This window comes from Butyrivibrio sp. AE2032 (assembly GCF_000702965.1).
This window is the reverse complement of record NZ_JNLF01000003.1, coordinates 968,669-993,904: the sequence shown is the minus strand read 5'-3', so window position 1 is coordinate 993,904 and position 25,236 is coordinate 968,669. Positions and strand designations below refer to the sequence as shown.

Sequence of the window (25,236 nt, the reverse complement as noted above, 5' to 3'; positions counted from 1 at the left end):
AAGAAAGGAAAAAGAATGGATAAGTTTATTTTCACATCCGAATCAGTTACTGAAGGACATCCCGACAAAATCTGTGATAACATCTCTGATGCTATCCTTGATGCATGCATGGCACAGGATCCAATGAGCCGTGTTGCTTGCGAGACAACAGCTTGCACAGGTTTCGTTCTCATCACAGGTGAGATCACAACAAAAGCAGTTGTTGACTATGCTAAGATCGCTCGTGAGACAGTTTGCGAGATCGGTTACGACAGCTCCGAAAAGGGCTTCGATGGAAACACATGTGCAGTTATGGTTGCTCTTGACCAGCAGTCTGCAGACATCGCTATGGGTGTTGACAAGGCTCTTGAGGCTAGAGAGAACAACATGACAGATGAGCAGCTTGAGGCAATTGGTGCCGGCGACCAGGGTATGATGTTTGGTTACGCTACAAACGAGACTGAGGAGCTTATGCCTTACGCTATCAGCCTTGCACACAAGCTTACAAAGAAACTCACAGAGGTTAGAAAGAACGGAACACTTGCTTACCTTCGCGCAGATGGAAAGAGCCAGGTTTCTGTAGAGTATGATGAGAACGGCAAGCCAATCAGACTTGAGGCTATCGTTATCTCAACTCAGCACGATGAGAAGGTTACTCAGGAGCAGATCCACGCTGACATCAGAAAGTACGTTATCGATGCAGTTGTTGACCAGACAATGGTTGATGCTAACACAAAGATCTTCATCAATCCTACAGGCCGTTTCGTAATCGGCGGACCTCAGGGTGATGCAGGACTTACAGGTCGTAAGATCATCGTTGATACTTACGGCGGAGCAGCTCGTCACGGCGGCGGAGCTTTCTCAGGAAAGGATTGCACAAAGGTTGACCGTTCAGCTGCATATGCTGCCAGATACGTTGCAAAGAACATCGTAGCAGCAGGCCTTGCTGACAGAGCAGAGATCCAGCTTTCATACGCTATCGGTGTTGCACAGCCTACATCAGTTCTTGTTGATACATTCGGAACAGGCAAGGTTTCTAATGAGAAGCTTACAGAGGCAGTTAGAAAGGTATTCGACCTTCGTCCTGCAGGAATCATCAAGATGCTCGACCTTCGTCGTCCTATCTACAAGCAGACAGCAGCTTATGGACACTTCGGCCGCAACGATCTGAACCTTCCTTGGGAGCAGACAGATAAGGTTGAAGAGCTTAAGGCAGCAGTACAGTAATATTTGGTAAAAGAAATATCGACAGAATGTCATGGACAGGTGGTCACTTAGACTGCCTGTCCTTTTTATGTCACTTGCCGTATGCTATAATCTTTCTATTGAATTAATCGGGTATTGGGGGAACAAAATGGCTTTTGCTCATCTTCACGTCCACACTGAGTACTCTCTTTTGGACGGTTCCAATAAGATAAAAGAATATGTGAAGCGCCTTAAGGACCTGGGCATGACTGCCGGGGCTATTACTGACCACGGAGTTATGTACGGCGTTATCGATTACTACAAGGCCTGCAAGGCAGAGGGAATCAATCCCATCATAGGGTGCGAGGTCTATGTGGCTCCCGGCTCCCGTTTTGAAAAAGAAACTTCTGCCTCAGATGACAGGTACTACCACCTGGTGCTCCTTGCTGAGAACAACACAGGCTATGCGAATCTTTCCCACATCGTAAGCCGCGGATTTACTGAGGGTTATTACTATAAGCCCCGAGTAGATATGGAGCTTTTGGAGAAATATCACGAGGGTATAATTGCTCTCAGTGCCTGCCTCGCAGGAGAGATTCCAAGGAACATCGTAAAGGGTAAGAACGACCAGGCAAAAGAGGCGGCAATGCGTTTGGATGCTATCTTCGGCCATGGCAATTTTTTCCTTGAACTGCAGGATCACGGGATCCCCGAGCAGCGCATGGTAAATAATACACTCCTTGCTTTGTCTGATCAGCTGGATATTCCGCTGGTTGCAACCAACGACTGCCACTACACCTATGCCGATGATGCTGAGGCCCATGACCTTCTTCTTTGCATCCAGACCGGCAAGAAGGTTTCTGACGAAGACCGTATGCGCTACGAAGGTGGTCAGTACTATGTAAAGAGCGAAGAAGAGATGAGAGCTCTTTTCCCTTACGCGCAGCAGGCGATTGATAATACTCAGAAGATTGCTGACAGATGTAATGTAGAGATAGAATTTGGAGTCACCAAACTCCCGCACTTCGAAGTGCCGGAAGGATATGATTCCTGGTCTTATCTGAACAAGCTTTGCGACGATGGTCTTAAGGAGCGCTACCCCGACGATGACGGAACTTTGAAAAAGCGCCTGGACTACGAGCTTTCTGTAATCCAGCGAATGGGATATGTGGATTACTTCCTTATTGTATGGGACTACATAAATTACTGCCGTGAGAATGGTATCGCTGTTGGTCCGGGAAGAGGCTCTGCAGCAGGAAGTATCGTATCCTACTGCATGCATATTACAAATATCGATCCTATAAGGTATGACCTTCTCTTTGAGAGATTCCTTAATCCTGAGCGTGTATCCATGCCCGATATAGACGTGGACTTCGAGTACGAACACAGGCAGGATGTCATAGATTATGTAACCCGCAAGTATGGCTCAGACAAGGTTGTTCAGATCATCACCTTCGGAACACTGGCTGCAAAGGGTGTTATCAGGGATGTTGCCCGCGTCATGGATCTTCCCTACAGCTATGGTGACCAGATATCCAAGATGGTGCCAACAGAGCTGAACATCACTCTTGAAAAGGCTCTGGAGATGAACCCCGAGCTTCGTAAGCAGTATGAGGAGGATGAAACCACCCATAAGCTCATCGACATGTGTAAAAAGCTTGAGGGACTTCCTCGCCATACTTCCATCCATGCAGCGGGAGTGGTTATCTGCCGTGACCCGGCGGAGGATCTGATCCCTCTTTCCAGGTCAGCAGAAGGTAACATCACAACCCAGTTCACCATGACTACTGTTGAGGAGCTGGGACTTCTTAAGATGGACTTTTTGGGCCTTAGGACCCTTACCGTCATCAAGGATGCTGTTAACTTTGCCAACAGATCTCTTGGCGCAAAGCCCGGAGATGCAAACTACATTAATATAGATGAAATAGATTACAATGACCAGAATGTCTTAAATTATATCGGAAGCGGAAAGTGCGACGGTATATTCCAGCTGGAGTCTGCAGGAATGCAGGCTTTCATGAAGGAACTTAAGCCCCAGTCACTGGAGGATATCATCGCGGGAGTATCTTTATACCGTCCGGGACCAATGGACTTCATTCCGAAATATGTTGCAGGAAAGAACGACGCCAGCTCCATCACCTATCAGACTCCTGAGCTTGAGCCAATCCTGAAGCCCACCTACGGCTGTATCGTATATCAGGAGCAGGTTATGCAGATCGTTCAGCAGCTGGGCGGATATACCCTGGGACGTGCGGACCTGGTTCGCCGTGCCATGAGTAAGAAAAAAGAATATGTCATGGTGCAGGAGCGCGCCAACTTTGTAAACGGTAATCCCAAAGAAGGCGTTCCCGGCTGTGCATCAAAGGGCATCAGTTCTGAGGTGGCCAACGCCATCTACGATTCCATGATGGATTTCGCCAAGTATGCCTTCAACAAATCCCACGCAGCCTGTTATGCGGTAGTTGCTATTCAGACTGCTTGGCTTAAGTACTATTATCCTGTTGAGTTCATGGCAGCGCTGATGACTTCAGTTATCGATAACTCCGGCAAAGTCTCCGGCTACATCATGAGCTGCCGCAACATGGGAATAAAGCTTATGCCACCTGATATCAACGAGGGTTACGAGGGCTTTTCCGTTGCAGAGATTGACGCGGAGGAAGGCGATAAGCCAATCCCAGGAAGTGTCATCACAACTGCTCCCGGCAAGAAGAAGGTCATCCGCTATGCCCTGACAGCCATAAAGGGTGTCGGACGCCCGGTCATTTCCGCTATAGTAAAAGAGCGCGCGGCAAGAGGCCAGTTTAAAGACCTTAACGACTTCCTTACCAGAATGCAGGATGGAAGCGCAGATGTTAACAAGCGTGCCATAGAGAACTTTATCAAGGCCGGTGCCTTCGACTGCTTCAAGGGAACCCGTAAGCAGAAGATGACCATCTACGGCCAGATCATGGATCAGCTCCATAACGCCGGCAAGAACAGTATGGCCGGACAGATATCTCTTTTTGATATAGCAGGAGCTGAAAATAAGAGCCAGTATGAGATCCCGCTTCCTGACGTGGGTGAGTTTGACAAGGAGCTGCTTCTTGAGTTTGAGAAGGAAGTTCTGGGGTTCTATGTCTCAGGTCACCCTCTTGAGGAGTACATGGATCTTTGGAAAAGAAAGATCACCAACACCACCACGGACTTCTATATTGGAGAAGATGGCGAGGCGCCTGCTGTAAGGCATGATGCAAATGCAGTGATCGGCGGTATCATTACAGATAAGAAGATAAAGTACACAAGAAATGACCAGATCATGGCTTTCATTACATTGGAAGACATGGTGGGTGCTGTGGAAGTCATTGTATTCCCTAAGGCCTACGAGGCCAATGCCCCAAGGCTTAATGCCGACGCCAAGGTATTTATAGAAGGAAAGGTTTCTGTGGAGGAGGATAGGGATGCCAAGCTGATCGCCAACCGCATCACTACCTTCGAAGAGGTTCCGAAGACAGTTTGGATAAGGCTTCCTGACAAGGCTGCATTTGATGCTGTTTCCGGCAAGATTGACACCCTCATTGCAGGAAGTGACGGATCCGATGAGATAGCTGTTTATCTCACAGATACAAGGCAGGTTAAAAAGTACGGCAGACAGTTCTCTGTAAAGGCCGACAAAGCTTTCCTTGATACGCTTCGCGATGCCTTTGGTGAGGAAAACATCAAAGTTCAGTAAAATTTTCATTGCAGAAAAAAAGTGTTTGCGCTAGTATAATAAAGTTAGAAACGTTAATAATGTAACGAGAGGAATTAATTATGGCAAAGCAGATCAAGACAATCGGCGTACTTACAAGTGGTGGCGATGCACCTGGAATGAATGCTGCGATCCGTGCAGTTGTTCGTAAGTCCCTTGCTAACGGCCTTAAGGTTAAGGGTATCAAGAAGGGATATCAGGGTCTTCTTAATGAGGAGATCATCGACATGGACAGAAGGAGCGTTGCAGATATCATTCAGCGTGGTGGTACAATCCTTGGAACAGCACGTTGCATGGAGTTCACAACACCTGAAGGTCAGGCTAAGGGCGCTGAGATATGCCGTAAGTATGGAATAGATGGAATGGTAGTTATCGGTGGAGATGGTTCTTACCGCGGAGCTCAGAAGCTTTCAGCTCAGGGCATCAACACAGTAGGAATTCCCGGAACTATCGACCTGGATATCACATGTACAGACTACACAATCGGTTTCGATACATCCATCAACACAGCTATGGAAGCTATCGACAAGATCCGTGATACATCATCATCTCATGAGCGAGTAAGTATCGTTGAGGTTATGGGACGTCACGCAGGATATATCGCTCTTTGGTGCGCAATCGCTAATGGTGCTGATGACATCCTTCTTCCTGAGAAGTATGACTACAACGAGCAGCGCATTATCGATAACATCATCGATAACCGTAAGAAGGGTAAGACACATCACATCATCATCAATGCTGAGGGTATCGGACATTCAACATCTATGGCCCGTCGTATCGAGGCTGCTACAGGTCTTGAGACAAGAGCTTCAATCCTTGGATACATGCAGCGTGGTGGTAGCCCAACATGTAAGGACCGTGTATATGCATCAATGATGGGATGCTACGCAGCAGATATTCTTACAGCAGGCAAGACAAACCGTGTAGTTGCTTACCGCAACGGACAGTTCGTTGATTACGATATCGACGAGGCTCTTGCAATGAAGAAGAACATCAACGAGTACATGTACGAGATCGCTCGTATCCTTTAATTACTTAATACAGAACACAGTGAGTGGATTTTTTTGCTATGGTTTTTACCAAAACAATAAAGTCCACTTTTTCTATTTGGGGGCATCTGCTAAAATTTCCTTATGAGTATTATTGGGGAAGAAGAAATCTACAAGAAAAAAATAGGCAGGCAGTATCTCATTCTGATGCTGACTCTGGTATTCATGTTGGTGACTCTCATCGCAGGGGCACTTTTTTTCAGGTTCTACAAATCAGATCCGGTTAAGCAGGCAGAGTCAAGGGTTTACGACAAGTACTACGTCATGATAACCGACAACTATAAGTCAGACTTCTGGAAGTCGGTGTACAGTGGCGCCTTCGAAGCTGCCCAGGAAGAAAACATTTATGTGGAGCTTTTTGGCGAACAGTTTTCCAAGGACTACTCTGAGGAGGAACTGATGGAAATCGCCATTGCTTCCAAGGTTGACGGAATCATCGTCTATGCCAGTGAGACCCTGGAGATGTCAAGGCTCATCAATAAGGCCGTGGATGCAGGAATCCCGGTAGTTACTCTTTATGGAGACTGCACCAAGTCAGACAGACTCAGCTTTGTGGGCGTCGGAAGTTACAGTATCGGCAAGATGTACGGCGGCCAGATCATTGATATCATCAAGGAAAAGAGACGTGAAGAGCTTATAGAGTCTGAGACCATAGAAGACAGAACTCAGGTCAAGATCACAGTCCTTGTTGGAGCTGACGCTCAGGATGCAGGACAGAACATCATCATCTCGGGCCTTCAGGATGCGATAAATCAGAACAACGTAACGGACTCAGAGTTTGCTGTATCCATCGTCGCAGTAGACAATACCAACAACTTTTCCGTGGAGGAGTCCATAAGGGATATCTTCCTTGGTGATGATATTCCCAATGTAATAGTATGCCTTAACGAGCTTAGCACTGTATGTACCTATCAGGCAGTAGTTGACTTTAATAAGGTAGGAGAAGTGAGTATCCTTGGCTACTATGACTCTGAGGCAATAGTTAATGCCATTGAGCGTGGGGGCGTCTATGCAACCATCGCCATTGATGCTGCACAGCTAGGGCAGTACAGCGTATCAGCCCTTTCTGACTACTATGAGTTTGGAAACACAAGTGAATACTATCTTGCGGACGTGACCCTTATCAATCAGGACAACGTTGCAGATTTTTTGAAGGAGGAGGAAGATGAATAAATTCTTAAACCGTCCCCTTCAGTATAAGATCATAAGCGTCTGCGTCTTTGTTAACATCATTATCTTCATCGTAAATATCTTTTTGATCCTTGGTATTAACAGCATGTCACGGGATATGGAGCTGGTGTATCAGGACAACCGTTATCTGAATCAGTTGTCAGAGGCCCTTACCAGTGTTCAGGATTCCATGACCGTGTACTTAAGCTCCAAGACCAGTGAGTCTTTGGAGGATTATTACAGGGATGCCCAGACCTTCTCGGATCTGATCCAGACCCTGGATGATACCGTGACTGATCTTTCCTTCAACCGAATGGAGAGGAATATCAGGAACATGTCCCAGAACTATCTGGATGAGGTTGCCCAGACCATTGAGGCCAAGAGAGGAAGAAATGTAGAAAAATACAGGACCTACTATGAGAGTAGTACAAGACTCTATGAGGATATTGATGACTATATCACCAGCCTTAACCTGGAGCTCTTTGTAATCAACTCCGAAAACTACCTGGCGCTCACCAGGGCATTCAGAAGATTTGAGACCATAGCCATCACGGTAATGACCCTTATAATGATAGGAAATGTTATTGTGGTATCCAGTTTTGTAAAGACTATCATCATGCCTCTTAAGAACCTGGCTGATTCCGCAGACGAGGTGGCAGGCGGAAACTTTGACGCCAACATCCCGCCAGCTCTTTATCACGACGAGGTTGGAATAGTAATCAACGCCTTCAACAAGATGGTGGTCAGCATCAAGGACTACATCGAGAAGTTAAAAGAGAGTATGGAGAAGGAGCGTTACATGCAGGAAAAAGAGCTTTTGATGGAAGCTCACCTTAAAGACGCCCAGCTAAAATACCTTCAGGCTCAGATAAATCCGCACTTCCTGTTCAATACCTTAAATGCCGGAGCCCAGCTTGCTATGATGGAAGGGGCTGACAGGACCTATGAATATGTGCAGACTGTAGCAGACTTTTTCAGGTATAATGTACAGAGCCAGAAAAATGACGTGACCATCAGGGATGAAGTTACCCTGGTTGACAATTATATCCAGATTTTGAACGTAAGATTTTCCGGAGATATCGGCTACGAGAAGCAGGTTGATGAAAGACTTTTAGACCACGTTATGCCAAGCATGATCCTGCAGCCAATCGTTGAGAACGCAGTAAATCACGGCATCAGAGAGATGGCTGGTGAAGGCAAGATAACGCTTCGTGTTTACCGTGAGGATTCCAATGTATGCATCAGCATCAGGGATAACGGAAAGGGCATCAGCCAGGAGACCATAGATCAGCTCCTTAGCGGAAGCTTTGACCACATTGAGGACAGCTACGACAACAACGGAATCGGAATGGACAACGTTATCTCAAGGATCAGGATATTTGCAAACAATGACGACGCCCTTCGCATCATCAGTCACGGTGAGAACAAGGGCTGTGAAGTAATAATTTACCTTCCATTGGAGGAAAAGAATGTATAGAGTGATGGTCGCTGATGACGAGGGAATCGTTATCGACTCCATGAAGTTCATAATAGAAAAAGAATTCGGTGACAGCTGCCAGGTAGAGTGCGCAAAAAGTGGCAGAAGTGTCATCGAGCTGGCGGAGCGCTTTAGGCCTGACATAGCAGTGATCGACATCCACATGCCCGGCATTAACGGCATTGATGCAATCAAGGAGATGAAGGCTTTTTGCACCAACACAGTCTTCATCGTCATGTCCGCCTACGACAAGTTTGACTACGCCAAGGAAGCTATAGCCCTGGGAGTTATGGAATACATAACCAAGCCCATGGAGAAGACCAAGGTCATATCAGTTCTGAAAAGAGCTATGGACCAGATCGACGGCGAAAGAGAAAAGCGAAGCAACGAGCTTCTTATAAAAGAGAAACTTGAGACCGTAGAGCCCATTATCGAGAACGGTCTTATCTACGACATACTTTTGCAGGAACATTTTGATGAAGACATCGACAGCTACAGGACAATCCTTAGCATCAATGAAAACTTCGGATACATGATGGCTCTGGTCTGCGGAGACTCTCAAGAGGGAAACCGAATGACCAACGCCATCGGAACCTCAGTAAAGATCTCCGGCAAGTACCACGAGATCCGTGAGGAGGTAAAATCTCTTTTCAAGTGCAAGGTCGGTAACGTCATGTCCAACAAGATTGCGATACTGATCCCCTGCAGCGAGGAGAAGCTGGAGTACAACGAAAGAACTGACCTTATTGAAAGGGCAAGAGATCTGGTGAGAGCTCTTCGGAAGAAGACCGACATCAGCTTCAGAGTCGGCATCGGCGGAGTTAAGCCCCTTAGGGAACTTGGGGATTCCTACAGGGAGGCGCTCAACGCCCTTATCGCTACAACCGGTTCTGTTGCTCACGTGGATGATCTGGTCATCAGCTGTGACTACGAGGATGACTATCCCAAGAACATGGAAAAGCCTCTTTTTGAGGCAATTGCCAAAGGAGATTTGAACGAGACTCAGGTGATGACAGAGAAGTATGCAGACTGGATGTGCCAGAGAGCAGTTGATGGAGACCTGATGTCCATGAGGCTGAAGGCCCTGGAGTTTGCCCTTTACGCTGAGCACCTGGCCTATCAGAACGGCGGCCAGACCTATCACTACTCCGGAAGAAAGGATTACCTTCCTCAGATCATGGAACTGGAAACTCCCGAGGAGATCAGGACCTGGTTTACGGACAAGATCGTCAGCGCCTGCAGAAACGTAGTCAGCAAGCGCGAGGAGAGGTCCGGAGACATCATAAGGAATGCCAAGAAGTACATCGAGGACCACTATGACAAGGATATTTCCCTGGACGATGTTTCCAGGGTTGTGAACATTTCACCCTATTATTTCAGCAAGGTCTTCAAGGAGGAGAGCGGCCTTAACTTCATTGAGTACCTGACCAACATCAGGATCGATAAGGCAAAAGAGCTTTTGGAGACCACGAACCTTTCTATAAAAGAGATCTGTGTTTCCTGTGGATATACGGATCCCAACTACTTCAGCAGGAGTTTTAAGAAGAACGTGGGGGTAACTCCTACTGAATACAAAGAAAAGTGCTGAACTTGGAGAGACGGGTATGAAGAGAAGGTTATGTAAGCTTGCAGAGAGGGCGATAGCTCTTTTCCTGAGTATGGCTATGCTGACAGGATGTGGAAGCAGCGCCCAGGGGAACAAGTCTGCCGGAGAAGATGAGCAGGACAAAGTGCAGATAGGCATGTGCTTTGATTCCTTTGTTATCGAGAGATGGCAGAGGGACAGGGACGCCTTTGTTTCCACGGCAAAAGAGCTGGGGGCAGAGGTCAATGTTCAGAATGCCAACGGGGATGTGGAACAGCAAAAACAGCAGATTGAGTACTTTATAAAGAAGGGAATGGATGTCATTGTCATCATCAGCATCGACGCAGAGGCGCTGGTGGATTCCGTTAAGAAGGCCCAGGATGCAGGAATAAAGGTGATCGCCTATGACAGGGCAATTCCAAATGCTGCAGCGGATCTGTATGTTTCTTTTGACAATACAAAGGTTGGTGAGCTCATGGGCGAAGCTATGGTGGATGCCGGGCTTACCGATGGGAAGGTAGTTGTGATCAATGGCTCTCCCAAGGATCAGAACGTGCCTATGGTAGTGGCTGGCTTTACTTCCGTTATGGAAAAGAACGGCAACGAGATCCTGGACGAATATTACTGCGACGGTTGGAAGGCTGAGCTGGCGGGAGATTATGTCTATAAGCACCTGGATAAGGTCAGTGAGGCAGATGCCATCATGTGTGGAAACGACGACCTGGCAAGCAGAGTAGTATATGCCCTTTCTGAGAAGCGTCTTGCGGGAAAAAAGCTTGTGACTGGACAGGATGCAGATCTGGAGGCCTGCCAGAGAATAGTGGAAGGCACACAGCTGATGACGGTGTATAAGCCTATCGAGAAGCTGGCCCAGAAGGCAGCAGAGGCAGCAGTTGCCCTGGCAGAGGATAAGGAACTGGAGGGTGAGGAGATGTCCATCTACTATGATGGAGCCAAGACCATACCTTATCTTAAGATAGAACCTGTGGCAGTTTCCAAGGAAAACATTGACGAAGTCATCATAAAGAGCGGCTTTCACCTGCGTGAGGACGTGTACCTGAATGTAACGAAATTTCAATCTAACTGATGAGTAGCAAAATTTTGTTGCAATATGTGCTGTACTAGCAAAAAAATGCTAGTACAGCTTTTTTTATTGCTAGGAACAACTTAAAAATATGCTATATGTCGTAAATCATTACTAGTCGTTATATGTTACAGTTTTCACGTAGGAAGCAGACTGTGGTCTGCAATAAACAATTCATTTTTAAAGGGAGGATCTTCAAATGAAGAAAAAACTTTTAAGTGGTATTCTTTCAGCTGTTATGGCAGCATCTCTTCTTGTAGGATGCGGCGGCGCTGCTCCTGCAGCATCAACTGAGGCACCTGCTTCAGAGCCTGCAGCAACAGAAGCACCTGCAGCAACAGAGTCAGCTGGCGGATCAGGCAAGGTTGGTGTAGCAATGCCTACAAAGGACCTTCAGAGATGGAACCAGGACGGTGCTAACATGGAAGAGCAGCTCAAGGCAGCAGGCTATGAGGTTGACCTTCAGTATGCATCAAACGATATCGCTACTCAGGTATCACAGATCGAGAACATGATCTCATCTGGCGCACAGGTTCTCGTAATCGCATCTATCGATGGTGATTCACTTGGAACAGTTCTTGCTCAGGCTAAGGAAGCAGGAATCAAGGTTATCGCTTATGACCGTCTTATCATGAACTCAGACGCTGTTTCTTACTACGCAACATTCGATAACTACATGGTTGGAACAAAGCAGGGCGAGTACATCAAGCAGCAGCTTGACCTCGACAACGCAGCTGGTCCTTTCAACCTTGAGATTTTCACTGGTGACCCTGGTGACAATAACGCTAGATTCTTCTACGGCGGTGCTATCGACGTTCTTAAGCCATACATTGACAATGGCAAGCTCGTTGTTAAGTCCGGACAGGTTGATTTCGATAACGTTGCTACAGCTAACTGGTCAACAGAGAATGCTCAGTCAAGAATGGATGCTATCATCTCTGCTAACTACGCTGATGGAACAAAGCTTGACGCAGTTCTTTGCTCAAACGACTCAACAGCTCTTGGTGTAACAAACTCTCTTGAAGCTAACTACACAGGTGATTGGCCAATCATCACAGGTCAGGACTGTGACGTTGCTAACGTTAAGAACATGATCGCTGGAAAGCAGTCAATGTCTATCTTCAAGGATACACGTACACTTGCAGCTAAGACAGTTGAGATGGTTGACGCTATCATGAAGGGCACAGATGCTCCTGTAAATGATACAAAGACCTATGACAACGGCACAGGCGTTATTCCTTCATTCCTTTGCGAGCCTGTATTCGCAGACGTTAATAACTACAAAGAGCTCCTTATCGACTCTGGTTATTACACAGAAGATCAGCTTAAGTAAACCCCTTATTTTTTCCAAAAAGAACAAAAAGGCGGGCCCTAATGACCCGCCTTGCGTTCGCTCAAATATAGATCGTAAAGAATGGAGGAGGGCATAGTGGCACAGATATTACTGGAAATGAAAAATATCACCAAGACCTTCCCTGGTGTTAAAGCCTTAGACAATGTAAATCTTCAGGTAGAACAAGGCGAGATCCACGCCCTGGTTGGAGAGAATGGTGCAGGAAAATCAACCCTTATGAACGTACTTAGTGGTGTATATCCATTTGGTTCATATGAGGGCGATATTATTTATGATGGCAATGTTTGCCAGTTTAATCAGATCAAAGACAGTGAGGCAAAGGGTATAGTTATCATCCATCAGGAGCTGGCACTTATCCCTTACATGACCATCGCTGAGAACATGTTCCTCGGAAACGAGAGAGGGTCAAAGCTTAAGATCAACTGGAATGAGACCAACAAAAAGTCCAGAGAGTTCCTGGATGTTGTAGGACTTCACGAGAGCACACAGACTCTCATCAAGGACATCGGTGTTGGTAAACAGCAGCTGGTTGAGATCGCTAAGGCTCTTTCAAAGGATGCTAAGCTCCTTATCCTGGACGAGCCCACATCTTCACTTAACGAGACAGATTCAAAGGCACTTCTTGACCTGCTTCTTAAGCTGAAGGCAGAAAGAGGACTTACCTCTATCATTATTTCTCATAAGCTCAATGAGGTTTCTTATGTAGCTGATAAGATCACTGTTATCAGAGACGGTGCGACAATCGAGACGCTCACCAAGGGGGTTGATGACTTCTCAGAGAGCCGTATCATCAAGGGAATGGTTGGTCGTGAGCTTTCAGACAGATTCCCTAAGAGAGAGCCTCACATCGGCGAAGTAATGATGGAGATAAAGAACTGGAACGTATATCATCCGTTACAGAAAGAGAGAAAAGTAGTAGATAACGTTAACATTAACGTTAGAAAGGGTGAAGTTCTTGGTATTTCAGGACTTATGGGTGCTGGAAGAACAGAGCTTGCCATGAGCGTATTTGGAAAAAGCTACGGGGAAAATATATCGGGTCAGACTTTTATCAATGGAAAAGAAGTACAGCTAAACACAGTTCAGAGCGCAATCAAGCATGGACTGGCTTATGTTACAGAAGATAGAAAGGGAAATGGACTTATCCTGTCCAATCCCATAAAGATCAATACAACCCTGGCTAACCTTGAAGAGGTAAGCCATAACAAGGTAATCGACAAACATAAAGAGTACTCGGTAGCAGTTGATTACAAGGAGAAACTTAAGACAAAGTGTCCTACTGTTGAGCAGAACGTTGGTAACCTAAGCGGCGGAAATCAGCAGAAAGTTCTTTTGGCAAAATGGATGTTTGCAGATCCTGACATCCTTATTCTGGACGAACCTACAAGAGGTATCGATGTAGGTGCCAAGTACGAGATATACTGTATCATCAACCAGTTGGTAGCTGAGGGTAAATCAGTCATCATGATTTCTTCAGAGCTTCCTGAGATTCTGGGAATGTGCGACAGAATCTACGTTATGAACGAAGGAAAAATAGTTGGGGAGCTTGATGCAAAGGATGCGACCCAGGAAAAGATCATGACTTATATCTTACAGTCATCTGGTAATAAGGAGGAGAATCATGAGTAAGGATCAAGTTTTAGGATTTTTGAAAAAGAATACAATGATAATTGTTCTTCTCATTGTACTTGGATTTTTTTCATGGCAGACAGGTGGTGCAATCCTGCTTCCCATGAACGTATCTAACCTGATTTCACAGAACGCATACGTATTCGTTCTTGCAACAGGTATGCTGCTTTGTATCTTAACCGGTGGTAACATCGACCTTTCAGTTGGATCAGTTGTCTGCTTCGTTGGTGCAGTTGGTGCCATCTTAATGGTTAACCACAACGTTCCTGTACCTCTGGCAATTCTCATCATGATCCTCATCGGAACCACCATCGGTGCTTTCCAGGGCTTCTGGATCGCTTTTGTCAGAATTCCTCCTTTCATCGTAACACTGGCAGGAATGCTTGCATTCAGAGGACTTTCAAACGTAGTACTTAACGGACTTACCGTTTCAATCAAGGATAAGACAAGCTTCGTAAACCTCTTCGGTGGTGGAGCTGACTGCTACATTCCTGACCTGTTCGGTGGAGCATCACTTAACCTTACATGTCTCTTTGGTGGAATCGTTGCAGCAACAATTCTGGTTATCCTTCAGGTAATGGGCCGTATCAAGAAAAAGAGCTCAGGCTATGATCTTGAGCCTGTATGGACCTTCGCGCTTAAGGTTATCGTTTTAGCTGGTGTACTTGTTCTCTTCGCATACAAGCTCGCACAGCACAAAGGTATTCCTTCAGTTCTTATATGGGTTCTGATCGTAGTACTTATCTATGGTTACATCACCTCCAACACAACAGTTGGACGTTACTTCTATGCAGTAGGTGGTAACGAGAAGGCTACAAAGCTTTCAGGTATCGACACAAACAGGGTTTACTTCCTTGCTTACACAAACATGGGATTCCTTGCAGCCCTGGCAGGAATGATCACAATCGCAAGACTTACATCAGCTCAGCCAACCTATGGCCAGAACTATGAGATGGACGCTATCGGTTCCTGCTTCATCGGTGGAGCATCTGCTTACGGTGGAATCGGTACAGTTCCCGGGGTTATTGTCGGTGCGGTTCTTATGGGTGTTATCAACCTTGGTATGTCACTTATGGGCGTAGATGCCAACATGCAGAAGGTTGTAAAGGGTGTCGTTCTTCTTGCAGCTGTTATCTTCGACGTTGTATCAAAGCGTGGTGGAAAGCTTGTTGTAAAGAACTGATATCCGGGGGATATGAATTTGCTAAATCTGGGGCTGGTTTTATACCAGCCCCGGTTTTTTGTGCTATACTATTTCTACTCATAAAAATACCAAGAGGAAGAGATTAAAATGATTACCAGCACCAGTAACGACCGGGTTCGCAGGGTTGTGACCCTTGTGGAAAAGAGCAAGGCCCGCCGCGAAGAAAAGGTATATGTAATAGAAGGAATGAAGATGCTCAGGGAAGCTCCTGTTCTCCAGGTTGAGGAGGTGTACGTCACAGAGAGATTCGTGGACGGCGCCAGCGAGGACGACAAGGAGATCCTTTGGAGATATGGCGCAGAGACTGTTTCTGAGGAAGTCATGAAGAAGATGAGTGACACCCAGACGCCTCAGGGAGTTCTTGCGGTCATCAGGCAGTACGAATACACTCTGGAGGAGGTTATTGAAGGATACAACCAGGAGTGTGGCGAGACGGCAGCAGCTCTTTTGCTGGTGCTTGAGAACATACAGGATCCGGGAAACCTTGGAACCATGCTAAGAAGCGGAGAGGGCGCAGGAGTCACAGGCGTCATTATGGGCAAGGGCTGTGCAGACATCTACAACCCAAAGGTCATCAGATCCACCATGGGCTCCATTTTCAGAATGCCATTCATATATGTAGACAGTGTTCCCGACATGGTAAAAGAGCTTAAGGACAAGGGCATACATACCTACGCAGCCCACCTTAAGGGGGAAAAAAACTATGACGAGTTCGACTATAAACAGCCCACTGCCTTCCTTATCGGAAATGAGGGCAAGGGACTTACAGATGAGACTGCTGATGCAGCTGAGACCTACGTGCTGATCCCTATGAAGGGTGAGGTTGAGTCAATGAACGCAGCAACATCATCAGCGATCCTTACGTTTGAAGCTTCAAGACAAAGAAGGGGGTAATGAAATGACCATCGGATTTATCGGACTGGGAAACATGGCAAAGGCAATGATTGGCGGAATGCTTCAGAAGGGCCTTGTGGGGCCTAATGAGATCATCGGAACCGCCCGGACTGAGAACACCTGCATGAAGATCGCAGGGAAGTACGGCATCCAGACAAGAAGCTCCAATGAGGCAGTTGCCAAGGAATCAGACATTATCGTGCTGGCTGTTAAGCCTCAGTATCTCAAGGTTGTCATCGCAGACATCATGGACAGCGTTGATGAGAATAAGATCATTGTCAGCATCGCTGCAGGAAAGACTATCCAGTGGCTTGCAAATGAGTTTGAAAAACCTACAAAGATCATCAGAGTAATGCCTAACACTCCTGCTCTTGTTGGTGAGGGTTGTTCAGCAGTCTGCAGAAATGATCTGGTGTCAGACGATGATTTCCATTTTGTTATCGAACTATTGGAGAGTTTTGGAAAAGCATACACAGTTCCGGAGTCTTTGATGGACGTTGTTGTAGGCGTAAGTGGTTCATCTCCGGCATATGTCTTTTTATTCATAGAGGCCATGGCGGACGCAGCAGTAGCAGGCGGAATGCCCAGGAAACAAGCCTATGAATTCGCTGCTCAGTCTGTACTTGGCTCAGCCAAGATGGTTTTAGAGACCGGTAAGCACCCGGGAGAGCTTAAAGACATGGTTTGCTCACCTGCAGGTACCACAATTGAAGCAGTGAAGGTGCTTGAGGAAAATGGTTTCCGCGGAACCGTGATGGATGCAGTAACTGCCTGCATTGACAAGAGCAGAAGCCTCTAAAATCCATGGTTTTTTGAAAGAAAATGTCTCAAAATTTGACAAATACTAATATCTTTGCTAACATAGCTTTCGGAGTTTTTTCTTAACAAGTTGCAACAAACTTGTAACAATTAAAATCTAAGAGGATAGCAAAGGTATGAAAAATGCATCAAAGTTATCTTCTGGCGTACTTAAGCAGGTGGCATCAATTGCACTTGCACTCATTATCTTCTTTGGCCAGGGGTTAACAGTAGAGGCAAGAAGCACAGCGAGCTATTTAGATCTTGCAACAGGAATATCAAATATTTTGAGTCCCGTCGCTCCGCTTGGTCTTGATGCCAAGGCTACGGAGGTCATCGTGGCTGAGAGCGCAGAAAGTTCATCAGCAGCTTCCAGCAGTGAGGACACTTCTGAGAAAGAAGAATCTACTCTGGTAATGGCAAATGTCAGCACAGCGATGAACGTCAGGGAAGAACCCAAGGAAGACAGCATTAAGGTCGGAGTTCTTTACAAGGATTGCGGCGGAAAGATTTTAGACAGGAAGGACGGATGGACCAAGATTCAGTCAGGAGACCTGATCGGATGGGCCAAGGATGAGTACCTTCTGTTTGATGAGGATGCAGAAGCGCTGGCACAGGACGTAGGAAAGCAGATTGTCACCAGCAACAACAGTGCTCTTAATGTAAGAGCAGAGGCTTCATCAGATGCAGAGGTTCTTGGAGTCCTTACAGAGAACGCATTTGTTGACCTTATCGAGGATAACGGCGACGGATGGGTTACCGTTGATTACAACGATGAGACAGGATATGTTCAGGCTGATTATGTAACAACCTCATTTAAGATCGACCAGGGTGAGACAATCGCGGCCATCAAGATCCGTGAGGCAGCTGAGAAGAAGGCTTCCCTTACAAAGAACCGCGGAGCAGTTGCTGCAGATGCTGATGAGGTTAAGCTTTTGGCAGCACTTATCCAGTGCGAAGCAGGTAACCAGCCTTACGAAGGAAAGGTTGCAGTTGGTGCAGTTGTTCTTAACCGTGTTAAGAGCGGTGCTTATCCTAACAGTATTTACGGCGTAATCTATGCATCAGGTCAGTTTACACCAGCACTTAACGGTACAGTTGCTAGGGTTTACAACAGCGGAAAGATAAGCGACAGCAACATCCAGGCAGCACAGGCAGCCATCAATGGCGAGACCACAGTTGGTTCAGCTCTCCACTTCAGAAGAGCCAACGGACGTGACGGAATCATAATCGGAGCTCACGTTTTCTGGTAAAAAGAGCCAGTAGCGCCACTTGGGGGTGCACTTGAAAACACATATGTGATAGAATGTAGGGGATTGCAGGAAACTGCAGTCCCTTTTTGTAGCACAAGACCGGCAAGCGAATGGATGCTTGCGTACTATATTTTTGCTTTTGAGGAGGTGCCTGGTATGAATTTGTACGGACGTGATTTTCTGAAACTATTGGATTTTACACCTGAAGAGATTTCCTATCTTGTGGACCTGGCTGCAGAGCTAAAGGACAAGAAGCAAAAGGGTATTCTTCATGATGAGCTTAAGGGCAAGAATATTGCTCTTATATTTGAGAAGACCAGCACCCGTACCAGATGCGCCTTCGAAGTTGCAGCTCACGATCTTGGAATGGGAACAACATACCTTAATCCCACTGATTCACAGATCGGCAAAAAGGAGAGCATTGCAGATACAGCCCGTGTTCTTGCCAGCATGTTTGATGGCATTGAGTACAGAGGCTTTGAACAGGAGATAGTTGAGAATATAGCAGACTACAGCAAAGTGCCTGTATGGAACGGCCTTACGAATGAGTTCCATCCCACACAGATGCTGGCAGATCTTCTGACCATCAAAGAGCATTTTGGACATCTAAAGGGCATCCGTCTTGCTTACCTTGGAGATGCAAGATACAACACAGGAAATTCCCTTATGGTTATGTGCGCTAAGATGGGTATGCACTTTGTGGCTGTTTCCAATAAGAAATACTTCCCATCAAAAGAGCTTATAGATACCTGCCAGGAGATTGCTGATGAGACCGGGGCAACACTGGAGTTTACAGAGGATGTAAAGAAAGGCACAAAGGGTGCTGACGTTATCTCCACAGACATCTGGGTATCCATGGGTGAGCCTGACGAGGTTTGGGAAGAGAGAATAAAAGACCTTGAGCCTTATCGTGTAACAATGGATGTGATGAAGAATGCCGGAGACCAGGCAGTATTCATGCACTGTCTGCCTTCTTTCCACGACCTGAACACAGGCATCGGAAAAGAGATCAAGGAGAAGTACGGCCTTGATGAGATGGAAGTAACTGATGAGGTATTTGAGTCAGACAGGTCCATCGTCTTCCAGGAAGCAGAGAACCGTATGCACACCATAAAGGCTGTTATGCTTGCTACGCTGAAGAAAGCAGAGTGAAAAAGGCGGGAGCCAGGCCTTTGATGGCTTTGGCTTGACTGATGTGTGATGTGAGAAATATTGATATGCTTAGTAGTGAGATGATAGCTGGGCAGCTTAATACCAAGTGGGCTGCCCGCATGATTGTATATAAGGATGTGACGGGCTCCACCAACAACGACGCAAGGGCGCTTTCTAAAGAGGGAGCGGAAAACGGAACTCTGGTTGTTGCTGATAAGCAGGAGACAGGCCGGGGGTCCAACGGAAGAGGATGGGAGACTCCCGCAGGAACCAATATTGCTATGAGTCTTGTGCTAAGACCCGGAGTTGGAATCGAGAGGATTCCGATGCTGACGCTGGTGATGGGACTTTCCGTTGCAGAAGGGATTGAGCTGGCGCTGGGAGAGAGTGCATCTCTGAATCCGGACAGGCAGACGAAGACTGCAATCGAGAAGTCGGAGCCTGTGGCGCAAGACACATGTCATGCTGATGGCATTGAAAAGGATGAAATGTCCTGTAGGATAAAGTGGCCCAACGATGTAGTTCTTGGAGGCAGGAAGGTCTGTGGTATCCTGACGGAGCTCCACCTTAAACCTGAAGGCGAAATCGACGATGCAATCATTGGTGTTGGCATTAATGTGAACATGGTGGATTTCCCGGATGAGATTAAAGAGGTGGCAGGATCTCTTTTGACCCAGACCGGTGTTCGGGTGGATCGAAGCACTCTGGTGGCCAGGGTTATGGAAAGGTTCGAGGAGAACTATGAAAAGTTTGAATCTACCGGAGATATGTCACTTTTGAAGGAAGGGTACGAAGCTCGCCTTGTGAACAAGGGTCAGAGAGTTATGATCCTTGATACAAGGAAGGTAGCTGTTGTGGCTTCCAGGGAAGCGGTGGACGAGAAGTTCCGGCAGACTAAGGATGTGCAGTGCCATTGCCTTGGGATAACGGAACTTGGAGCGCTGCTGGTGAGGATGGATTCCGGAGAGATACGAGAAATCAATTCCGGCGAAGTGTCGGTTCGTGGAATTTATGGATACGTTTAACGACGATAAGATTATGACAAAAAATTATACCGGCTCTGACCGGATGTATTGGAGGTTTTGAAATGATCTTAGTTATAGATGTAGGTAATACCAATATCACTTTTGGAGTTTTTGACGGGCAGGAGCTTAAGACCTCTTTTCGAATGATGTCAAAGAACGCTCATACTTCCGATGAGTATGGTGTGCATCTGCTTGCCATGCTGGGAATGAATGGCATTGCTAAAGAGGATATCGAGGGAGTTATGATCGCCAGCGTTGTGCCACAGGTTATGCATGCGCTTGTGAACTCCATTTTGAAATATATTGAGAAGAAGCCTTACATTGTAGGACCTGGGATCAAGACCGGCATTAAGATCACCATCGATAACCCAAGGGAAGTTGGACCTGACCTTATTGTTGATGCTGTTGCAGCGTATGAGCTATACGGCGGACCGGTTCTTGTTATAGATTATGGAACAGCTACAACCTACGTGCCCATCAATGAAAAGGGCGAGTTCTACGCGGGTGTTGTTTCACCGGGTATCAGGATTTCCGCAAAGGCTCTGTGGGAAGGCACAGCTAAGCTTCCTGAGATCGAGATCAAGAAGCCTGACAGCATTCTGGCTCGTGAGACCATTTCCAGTATGCAGGCGGGACTTATCTATGGACAGATCGGTCAGTCCAAGTATATTATTAACGAGATGAAAAAGGCTTCGGGATGTCCTGAGATGAAGGTTGTGGCAACAGGAGGCCTTGGAAGACTTATTTCTGAGGAAACAGAGGAGATCGATATCTACGATCCAAACCTGACCCTTAATGGCCTTCGTATCCTCTATGAAAAGAATCGTAAACAGAAGCCACAGAAGAATGAATTTGATGACCAGAATCAACCGGAGTGAGATAAATGAGTGCTAAGGATTTTGAGAGAGAATATAAAAGAGAATTCGAGGGCATAGTGCCTGAGGATGAGGAATACATGGAAGAGGCTGCAGAAGAGGAAGAACTCCACATCGACGAGATGCAAAAGACCAACAAGGGACGTGTCTTTGAGGGTGTGGCTGGTGGAAGAGTGGTTCTTTGCGGCGCTAATGCTTATGAGCAGAAGTACTACTTCAATCCGGTATTTAAGCAGATCCCTGAGAGCATAAAGAAGGAGCTTAATATCATCAGCGTTCTCTTTACCCAGGAGGCTGGCGGAATCTTCACTATCGTCTTCGAGGAGGATGGAAGCATCTCCATTGAGACCAACGCAGATGAAGAGGATATCACTTACGACGAGATCACAGCGGGACTTCTTGTTAGTGAAGTAAGAAGAAAGCGCCAGGATCTTTTTGAGGCTCTTGGATTGTATTACAGGATCTACGTGCTCCACGAGAATCCTGGGGATTTGTTAGAAGACTGATATGGCAGGATACGGACCTTTACAGATAGGCAGCGTAACGCTGGACAACAACATAATTCTAGGACCCATGGCAGGTGTTTCAGACCTGCCTTTTCGCGTATTATGCAGCGAGATGGGTGCTGGTCTTGTGTGCATGGAGATGATAAGCGCCAAGGCTATTATTTATAAGAACAGAAACACAAACATGCTCCTTGAGATCCATGAGAATGAACATCCCGTTTCACTGCAGCTCTTTGGCTCCGAGCCCGAGGTTATGCAACAGGCTGTTGATATGATAAAGGACAGGCCCTACGATATACTGGATGTGAATATGGGATGCCCGGTTCCAAAGATCGTAGGAAACGGAGAGGGCTCAGCCCTTATGAAGAATCCGGAACTTATTGAAAAGATCGTAAAGGCTCTGACAGATGTTTCTGACAGACCTGTGACCGTTAAGATAAGGAAGGGCTTTAACGAGGCTTCGGTCAATGCAGTGGAGTGTGCTCTGGCAGCTCAGCAGGGAGGAGCAGCAGCCATAGCTGTTCACGGAAGGACCAGGGAACAGTTTTACTCGGGCGAGGCGGACTGGGACATCATCAGGCAGGTTAAGGAAGCTGTAAAGGTTCCTGTTATTGGAAACGGTGATGTGGTAGATGGCCCAAGCGCCAAGAGGATGTTTGAAGAGACCGGGTGCGACGGTGTAATGGTAGCCAGAGCAGCTCAGGGTAATCCATTTATCTTCAGAGAGATCAAAAGCTTTTTTGAAACGGGGAGCGCAGCTCCAAGACCTGACAACAAGGAGATATATGACACGGTCATCAGACATGCTGATATGCAGCTTAAGTACAAGGGGGAGTACATCGGCATCAGGGAGATGAGAAAGCACGTGTCCTGGTACACAATTGGAATGCCTGGAAGTGCCAGATTCAGGAACGAGATTAATCAGATGACAGACATGGAATCCCTGAAGGAAGCCTGTGCTAAAGTCATGTTGACATGATTATTGATTATTTGTATAATAGCAAAGTTAAAACGAAGTTTTATCAATTTTCATATAGATATTTCTATGAAGGGTAGGTATTAAACTATGGAAGAGAAGAAAAATATCTTAACCTATGAAGGCCTTAAGAAGTACGAGGACGAGCTTCACGACCTCAAGGTTAACAAGCGTCAGGAAGTTGCTGAGAAGATCAAGGAAGCAAGAGAGCAGGGCGACCTTTCTGAGAACGCTGAGTACGATGCAGCTAAGGATGAGCAGCGCGATATCGAGGCTAGAATCGAAGCTCTTGAGAAGATCCTTAAGAATGCAGAAGTAGTAGTTGAAGAGGATGTTGACACAAACAAGATCAGCATCGGCTGCAAGGTTAAGATCCGTGACCTTGAGTTCAACGAGGATATGGAATATAAGATCGTAGGTTCATCAGAGGCTAACAGCCTTAAGGGTAAGATCTCAAACGAGTCTCCTGTAGGAAAGGCTCTTATCGGAGCTAAGAAGGGACAGACAGTTTCAGTTGAGACACAGGCTGGTGTCCTTAAGTACAAGGTACTTGGAATCGAGAGATCAGAGGGTTAACACTCACACGTATTATATGAGAATTTGGGGGCCAGCGATTTATGCGAATTCGCTGGCTCTTTATGTAAGAATCTAGTTGGTTTATTAAGGAGGCTAAAAGTGGCAGATAACAATCAGCAGAACAATCAGAATGCATCAGCCGAGGACGTTGGACGTCTTCGTCAGGTTAGAAGAGATAAGCTTACAGAGCTTCAGGCGGCAGGAAGAGATCCTTTCCAGATCGTTAAGTATGATCAGACACATCACACAAAAGAGATCAGAGACAACTTCGAGACTCTTGAGTTCGTAGCTCCAGTTGATGAGGAAGGTAAGGCTGTAACAGTAGCTCTTTCAGATATTCCGGCAGAGAAGGTGGTTTCACTTGCTGGCCGTATGATGAGCAAGCGTGTTATGGGAAAAGCTTCTTTTGCTAATCTTCAGGACAGAGACGGCAGGATGCAGCTGTACGTTTCAAGGAACGACCTTGGAGATGAGTCATATGCTGATTTTAAGAAGATGGATATCGGCGACATCATCGGTATTAAGGGATTTGCTTTCAGAACTAAGACCGGTGAGATCTCAGTTCATGTTAAGGAGATGACTCTTTTATCCAAGTCTCTTATGCCACTTCCTGAGAAGTTCCATGGCCTTACAGATACAGAGATCAGATATCGTCAGAGATACGTTGACCTTGTTATGAACGAGGATGTTAAGGAGACCTTCAAGAAGAGAAGCGCTATCATTCGTGAGATCCGTAACTTCCTTGCTGATAGAGATTTCATGGAAGTTGAGACACCTATGCTTGTTGAGAACGCAGGTGGCGCAGCAGCTAGACCTTTCTTCACACATTACAACGCACTTGATGAGGAGAGAAAGCTTCGTATCTCCCTTGAGCTTTACCTTAAGAGACTTATCGTCGGCGGTCTTGAGAGAGTTTACGAGATCGGCCGTGTATTCAGAAATGAGGGTACAGACACAAGACACAATCCTGAGTTCACACTTATGGAGCTGTACCAGGCTTATACAGATTACGAGGGAATGATGGAGCTTACAGAGTCCATGTTTCGTTACCTTGCTGAGAAGGTTTGTGGCACAACCCAGATCCCTTACGGTGACAACATCATCGATCTTGGCAAGCCTTTCGAGCGTCTTACAATGAACGACGCTATCAAGAAGTATGCAGGAATCGACTTCGATGCAGTTAAGACTGACGAGGAAGCTAAGGCTATCGCCAAGGAGAAAGGCATCGAGTTTGAGGAGCGCCACACTAAAGGCGACATCATCAACCTCTTCTTCGAGGAGTTCTGCGAGAAGAACCTGATCCAGCCTACATTCATCATGGATCACCCTGTTGCAATCTCTCCTCTTACCAAGAAGAAGCCTACAGATCCTGAGAAGGTTGAGCGTTTCGAGCTCTTCATCAACACTTGGGAGATGTGCAACGCATACTCAGAGCTTAACGATCCTATCGACCAGCGCGAGCGTTTCGCAGCACAGGATGCCAACGCAGCAGCAGGGGACGAGGAAGCAGAGCACACAGATGAGGACTTCCTCAACGCTCTTGAGATCGGTATGCCACCTACAGGCGGTATCGGATACGGTATTGATCGCCTTTGCATGCTGCTGACAAATAGCGCGGGAATTAGAGATGTGCTGTTATTCCCGACACTTAAGTCCACCAAGCTGTAATACCAGTAAACAAGCGGATTACAAGGAATCACATATTTTTACTGCAACAATACTACAACAGAATGAGCCT

General features: G+C 46.5%; 20 protein-coding genes. All 20 read left to right on the top strand.

Annotated features, from left to right (window positions below; all coding sequences use genetic code 11):
* The first annotated feature begins 15 nt into the window (after positions 1–15).
* The 20 genes from metK (at position 16) to lysS (ending at position 25,166) form a co-directional block, all read left to right on the top strand.
* Positions 16–1,206, top strand: coding sequence for a methionine adenosyltransferase (gene metK, locus BO18_RS06425; RefSeq protein ID WP_034444648.1), 1,191 nt, complete (start codon positions 16–18; stop codon positions 1,204–1,206).
* 127 nt (positions 1,207–1,333) lie between these two features.
* Entirely contained in the window at positions 1,334–4,873 is a 3,540-nt protein-coding gene (locus BO18_RS06420; protein WP_034444646.1) for a DNA polymerase III subunit alpha, read from the top strand.
* Between the two features lie 80 nt (positions 4,874–4,953).
* A complete protein-coding gene (gene pfkA / locus BO18_RS06415) occupies positions 4,954–5,922 on the top strand; it encodes a 6-phosphofructokinase (RefSeq protein ID WP_034444643.1) in 969 nt (322 codons plus the stop codon).
* A 102-nt stretch (positions 5,923–6,024) separates the two neighbouring features.
* On the top strand, positions 6,025–7,113 hold the full coding sequence (locus BO18_RS06410) for a sugar ABC transporter substrate-binding protein (protein WP_034444640.1): 1,089 nt from the start codon (positions 6,025–6,027) through the stop codon (positions 7,111–7,113).
* Positions 7,106–8,587, top strand: a complete 1,482-nt coding sequence (locus BO18_RS06405; protein WP_034444637.1) for a sensor histidine kinase — start codon at positions 7,106–7,108, stop codon at positions 8,585–8,587. The genes BO18_RS06410 and BO18_RS06405 overlap by 8 nt, the downstream gene beginning before the upstream one ends.
* On the top strand, positions 8,580–10,175 hold the full coding sequence (locus BO18_RS06400; RefSeq protein ID WP_034444634.1) for a helix-turn-helix domain-containing protein: 1,596 nt from the start codon (positions 8,580–8,582) through the stop codon (positions 10,173–10,175). Before BO18_RS06405 ends, BO18_RS06400 begins: the two co-directional genes overlap by 8 nt.
* A gap of 16 nt (positions 10,176–10,191) precedes the next feature.
* Entirely contained in the window at positions 10,192–11,259 is a 1,068-nt protein-coding gene (locus tag BO18_RS06395) for a sugar ABC transporter substrate-binding protein (protein WP_034444631.1), read from the top strand.
* A gap of 196 nt (positions 11,260–11,455) precedes the next feature.
* Positions 11,456–12,589, top strand: a complete 1,134-nt coding sequence (chvE, locus tag BO18_RS06390; RefSeq protein ID WP_034444628.1) for a multiple monosaccharide ABC transporter substrate-binding protein — start codon at positions 11,456–11,458, stop codon at positions 12,587–12,589.
* Between the two features lie 96 nt (positions 12,590–12,685).
* Positions 12,686–14,239, top strand: coding sequence for a multiple monosaccharide ABC transporter ATP-binding protein (gene mmsA, locus BO18_RS06385; protein ID WP_034444626.1), 1,554 nt, complete (start codon positions 12,686–12,688; stop codon positions 14,237–14,239).
* The gene (gene mmsB, locus BO18_RS06380) at positions 14,232–15,422 is read left to right on the top strand and encodes a multiple monosaccharide ABC transporter permease (protein ID WP_185752360.1); all 1,191 of its coding nucleotides are present in this window, start codon (positions 14,232–14,234) and stop codon (positions 15,420–15,422) included. The genes mmsA and mmsB overlap by 8 nt, the downstream gene beginning before the upstream one ends.
* A gap of 108 nt (positions 15,423–15,530) precedes the next feature.
* Positions 15,531–16,337 (top strand): TrmH family RNA methyltransferase, encoded by an 807-nt coding sequence (locus BO18_RS06375; protein WP_034444620.1) that lies wholly within the window; start codon positions 15,531–15,533, stop codon positions 16,335–16,337.
* 4 nt (positions 16,338–16,341) lie between these two features.
* Positions 16,342–17,136 (top strand): pyrroline-5-carboxylate reductase, encoded by a 795-nt coding sequence (gene proC, locus BO18_RS06370; protein WP_034444618.1) that lies wholly within the window; start codon positions 16,342–16,344, stop codon positions 17,134–17,136.
* 136 nt (positions 17,137–17,272) lie between these two features.
* On the top strand, positions 17,273–18,388 hold the full coding sequence (locus tag BO18_RS06365) for a cell wall hydrolase (protein WP_034444615.1): 1,116 nt from the start codon (positions 17,273–17,275) through the stop codon (positions 18,386–18,388).
* Between the two features lie 156 nt (positions 18,389–18,544).
* Positions 18,545–19,540 (top strand): ornithine carbamoyltransferase, encoded by a 996-nt coding sequence (gene argF / locus BO18_RS06360; RefSeq protein WP_034444613.1) that lies wholly within the window; start codon positions 18,545–18,547, stop codon positions 19,538–19,540.
* A 65-nt stretch (positions 19,541–19,605) separates the two neighbouring features.
* Entirely contained in the window at positions 19,606–20,565 is a 960-nt protein-coding gene (locus BO18_RS06355; protein ID WP_066738261.1) for a biotin--[acetyl-CoA-carboxylase] ligase, read from the top strand.
* A gap of 62 nt (positions 20,566–20,627) precedes the next feature.
* Positions 20,628–21,443, top strand: a complete 816-nt coding sequence (locus BO18_RS06350) for a type III pantothenate kinase (RefSeq protein WP_034444611.1) — start codon at positions 20,628–20,630, stop codon at positions 21,441–21,443.
* 5 nt (positions 21,444–21,448) lie between these two features.
* A complete protein-coding gene (locus BO18_RS06345; RefSeq protein WP_242856522.1) occupies positions 21,449–21,946 on the top strand; it encodes a DUF6145 family protein in 498 nt (165 codons plus the stop codon).
* A gap of 1 nt (position 21,947) precedes the next feature.
* Positions 21,948–22,925, top strand: coding sequence for a tRNA dihydrouridine synthase DusB (dusB, locus tag BO18_RS06340; RefSeq protein ID WP_034444608.1), 978 nt, complete (start codon positions 21,948–21,950; stop codon positions 22,923–22,925).
* An 87-nt stretch (positions 22,926–23,012) separates the two neighbouring features.
* A complete protein-coding gene (gene greA / locus BO18_RS06335) occupies positions 23,013–23,498 on the top strand; it encodes a transcription elongation factor GreA (protein ID WP_034444605.1) in 486 nt (161 codons plus the stop codon).
* Positions 23,499–23,597: 99 nt separating this feature from the next.
* On the top strand, positions 23,598–25,166 hold the full coding sequence (gene lysS / locus BO18_RS06330) for a lysine--tRNA ligase (RefSeq protein WP_034444603.1): 1,569 nt from the start codon (positions 23,598–23,600) through the stop codon (positions 25,164–25,166).
* The last annotated feature ends 70 nt before the right edge of the window (positions 25,167–25,236 follow it).

Coding starts and splice junctions, on each gene's coding strand:
- metK (WP_034444648.1), top strand. CDS start 16: ATGGATAAGTTTATTTTCACATCCGAATCAGTTACTGAAGGACATCCC.
- BO18_RS06420 (WP_034444646.1), top strand. CDS start 1,334: ATGGCTTTTGCTCATCTTCACGTCCACACTGAGTACTCTCTTTTGGAC.
- pfkA (WP_034444643.1), top strand. CDS start 4,954: ATGGCAAAGCAGATCAAGACAATCGGCGTACTTACAAGTGGTGGCGAT.
- BO18_RS06410 (WP_034444640.1), top strand. CDS start 6,025: ATGAGTATTATTGGGGAAGAAGAAATCTACAAGAAAAAAATAGGCAGG.
- BO18_RS06405 (WP_034444637.1), top strand. CDS start 7,106: ATGAATAAATTCTTAAACCGTCCCCTTCAGTATAAGATCATAAGCGTC.
- BO18_RS06400 (WP_034444634.1), top strand. CDS start 8,580: ATGTATAGAGTGATGGTCGCTGATGACGAGGGAATCGTTATCGACTCC.
- BO18_RS06395 (WP_034444631.1), top strand. CDS start 10,192: ATGAAGAGAAGGTTATGTAAGCTTGCAGAGAGGGCGATAGCTCTTTTC.
- chvE (WP_034444628.1), top strand. CDS start 11,456: ATGAAGAAAAAACTTTTAAGTGGTATTCTTTCAGCTGTTATGGCAGCA.
- mmsB (WP_185752360.1), top strand. CDS start 14,232: ATGAGTAAGGATCAAGTTTTAGGATTTTTGAAAAAGAATACAATGATA.
- BO18_RS06375 (WP_034444620.1), top strand. CDS start 15,531: ATGATTACCAGCACCAGTAACGACCGGGTTCGCAGGGTTGTGACCCTT.
- proC (WP_034444618.1), top strand. CDS start 16,342: ATGACCATCGGATTTATCGGACTGGGAAACATGGCAAAGGCAATGATT.
- BO18_RS06365 (WP_034444615.1), top strand. CDS start 17,273: ATGAAAAATGCATCAAAGTTATCTTCTGGCGTACTTAAGCAGGTGGCA.
- argF (WP_034444613.1), top strand. CDS start 18,545: ATGAATTTGTACGGACGTGATTTTCTGAAACTATTGGATTTTACACCT.
- BO18_RS06355 (WP_066738261.1), top strand. CDS start 19,606: ATGCTTAGTAGTGAGATGATAGCTGGGCAGCTTAATACCAAGTGGGCT.
- BO18_RS06350 (WP_034444611.1), top strand. CDS start 20,628: ATGATCTTAGTTATAGATGTAGGTAATACCAATATCACTTTTGGAGTT.
- BO18_RS06345 (WP_242856522.1), top strand. CDS start 21,449: ATGAGTGCTAAGGATTTTGAGAGAGAATATAAAAGAGAATTCGAGGGC.
- dusB (WP_034444608.1), top strand. CDS start 21,948: ATGGCAGGATACGGACCTTTACAGATAGGCAGCGTAACGCTGGACAAC.
- greA (WP_034444605.1), top strand. CDS start 23,013: ATGGAAGAGAAGAAAAATATCTTAACCTATGAAGGCCTTAAGAAGTAC.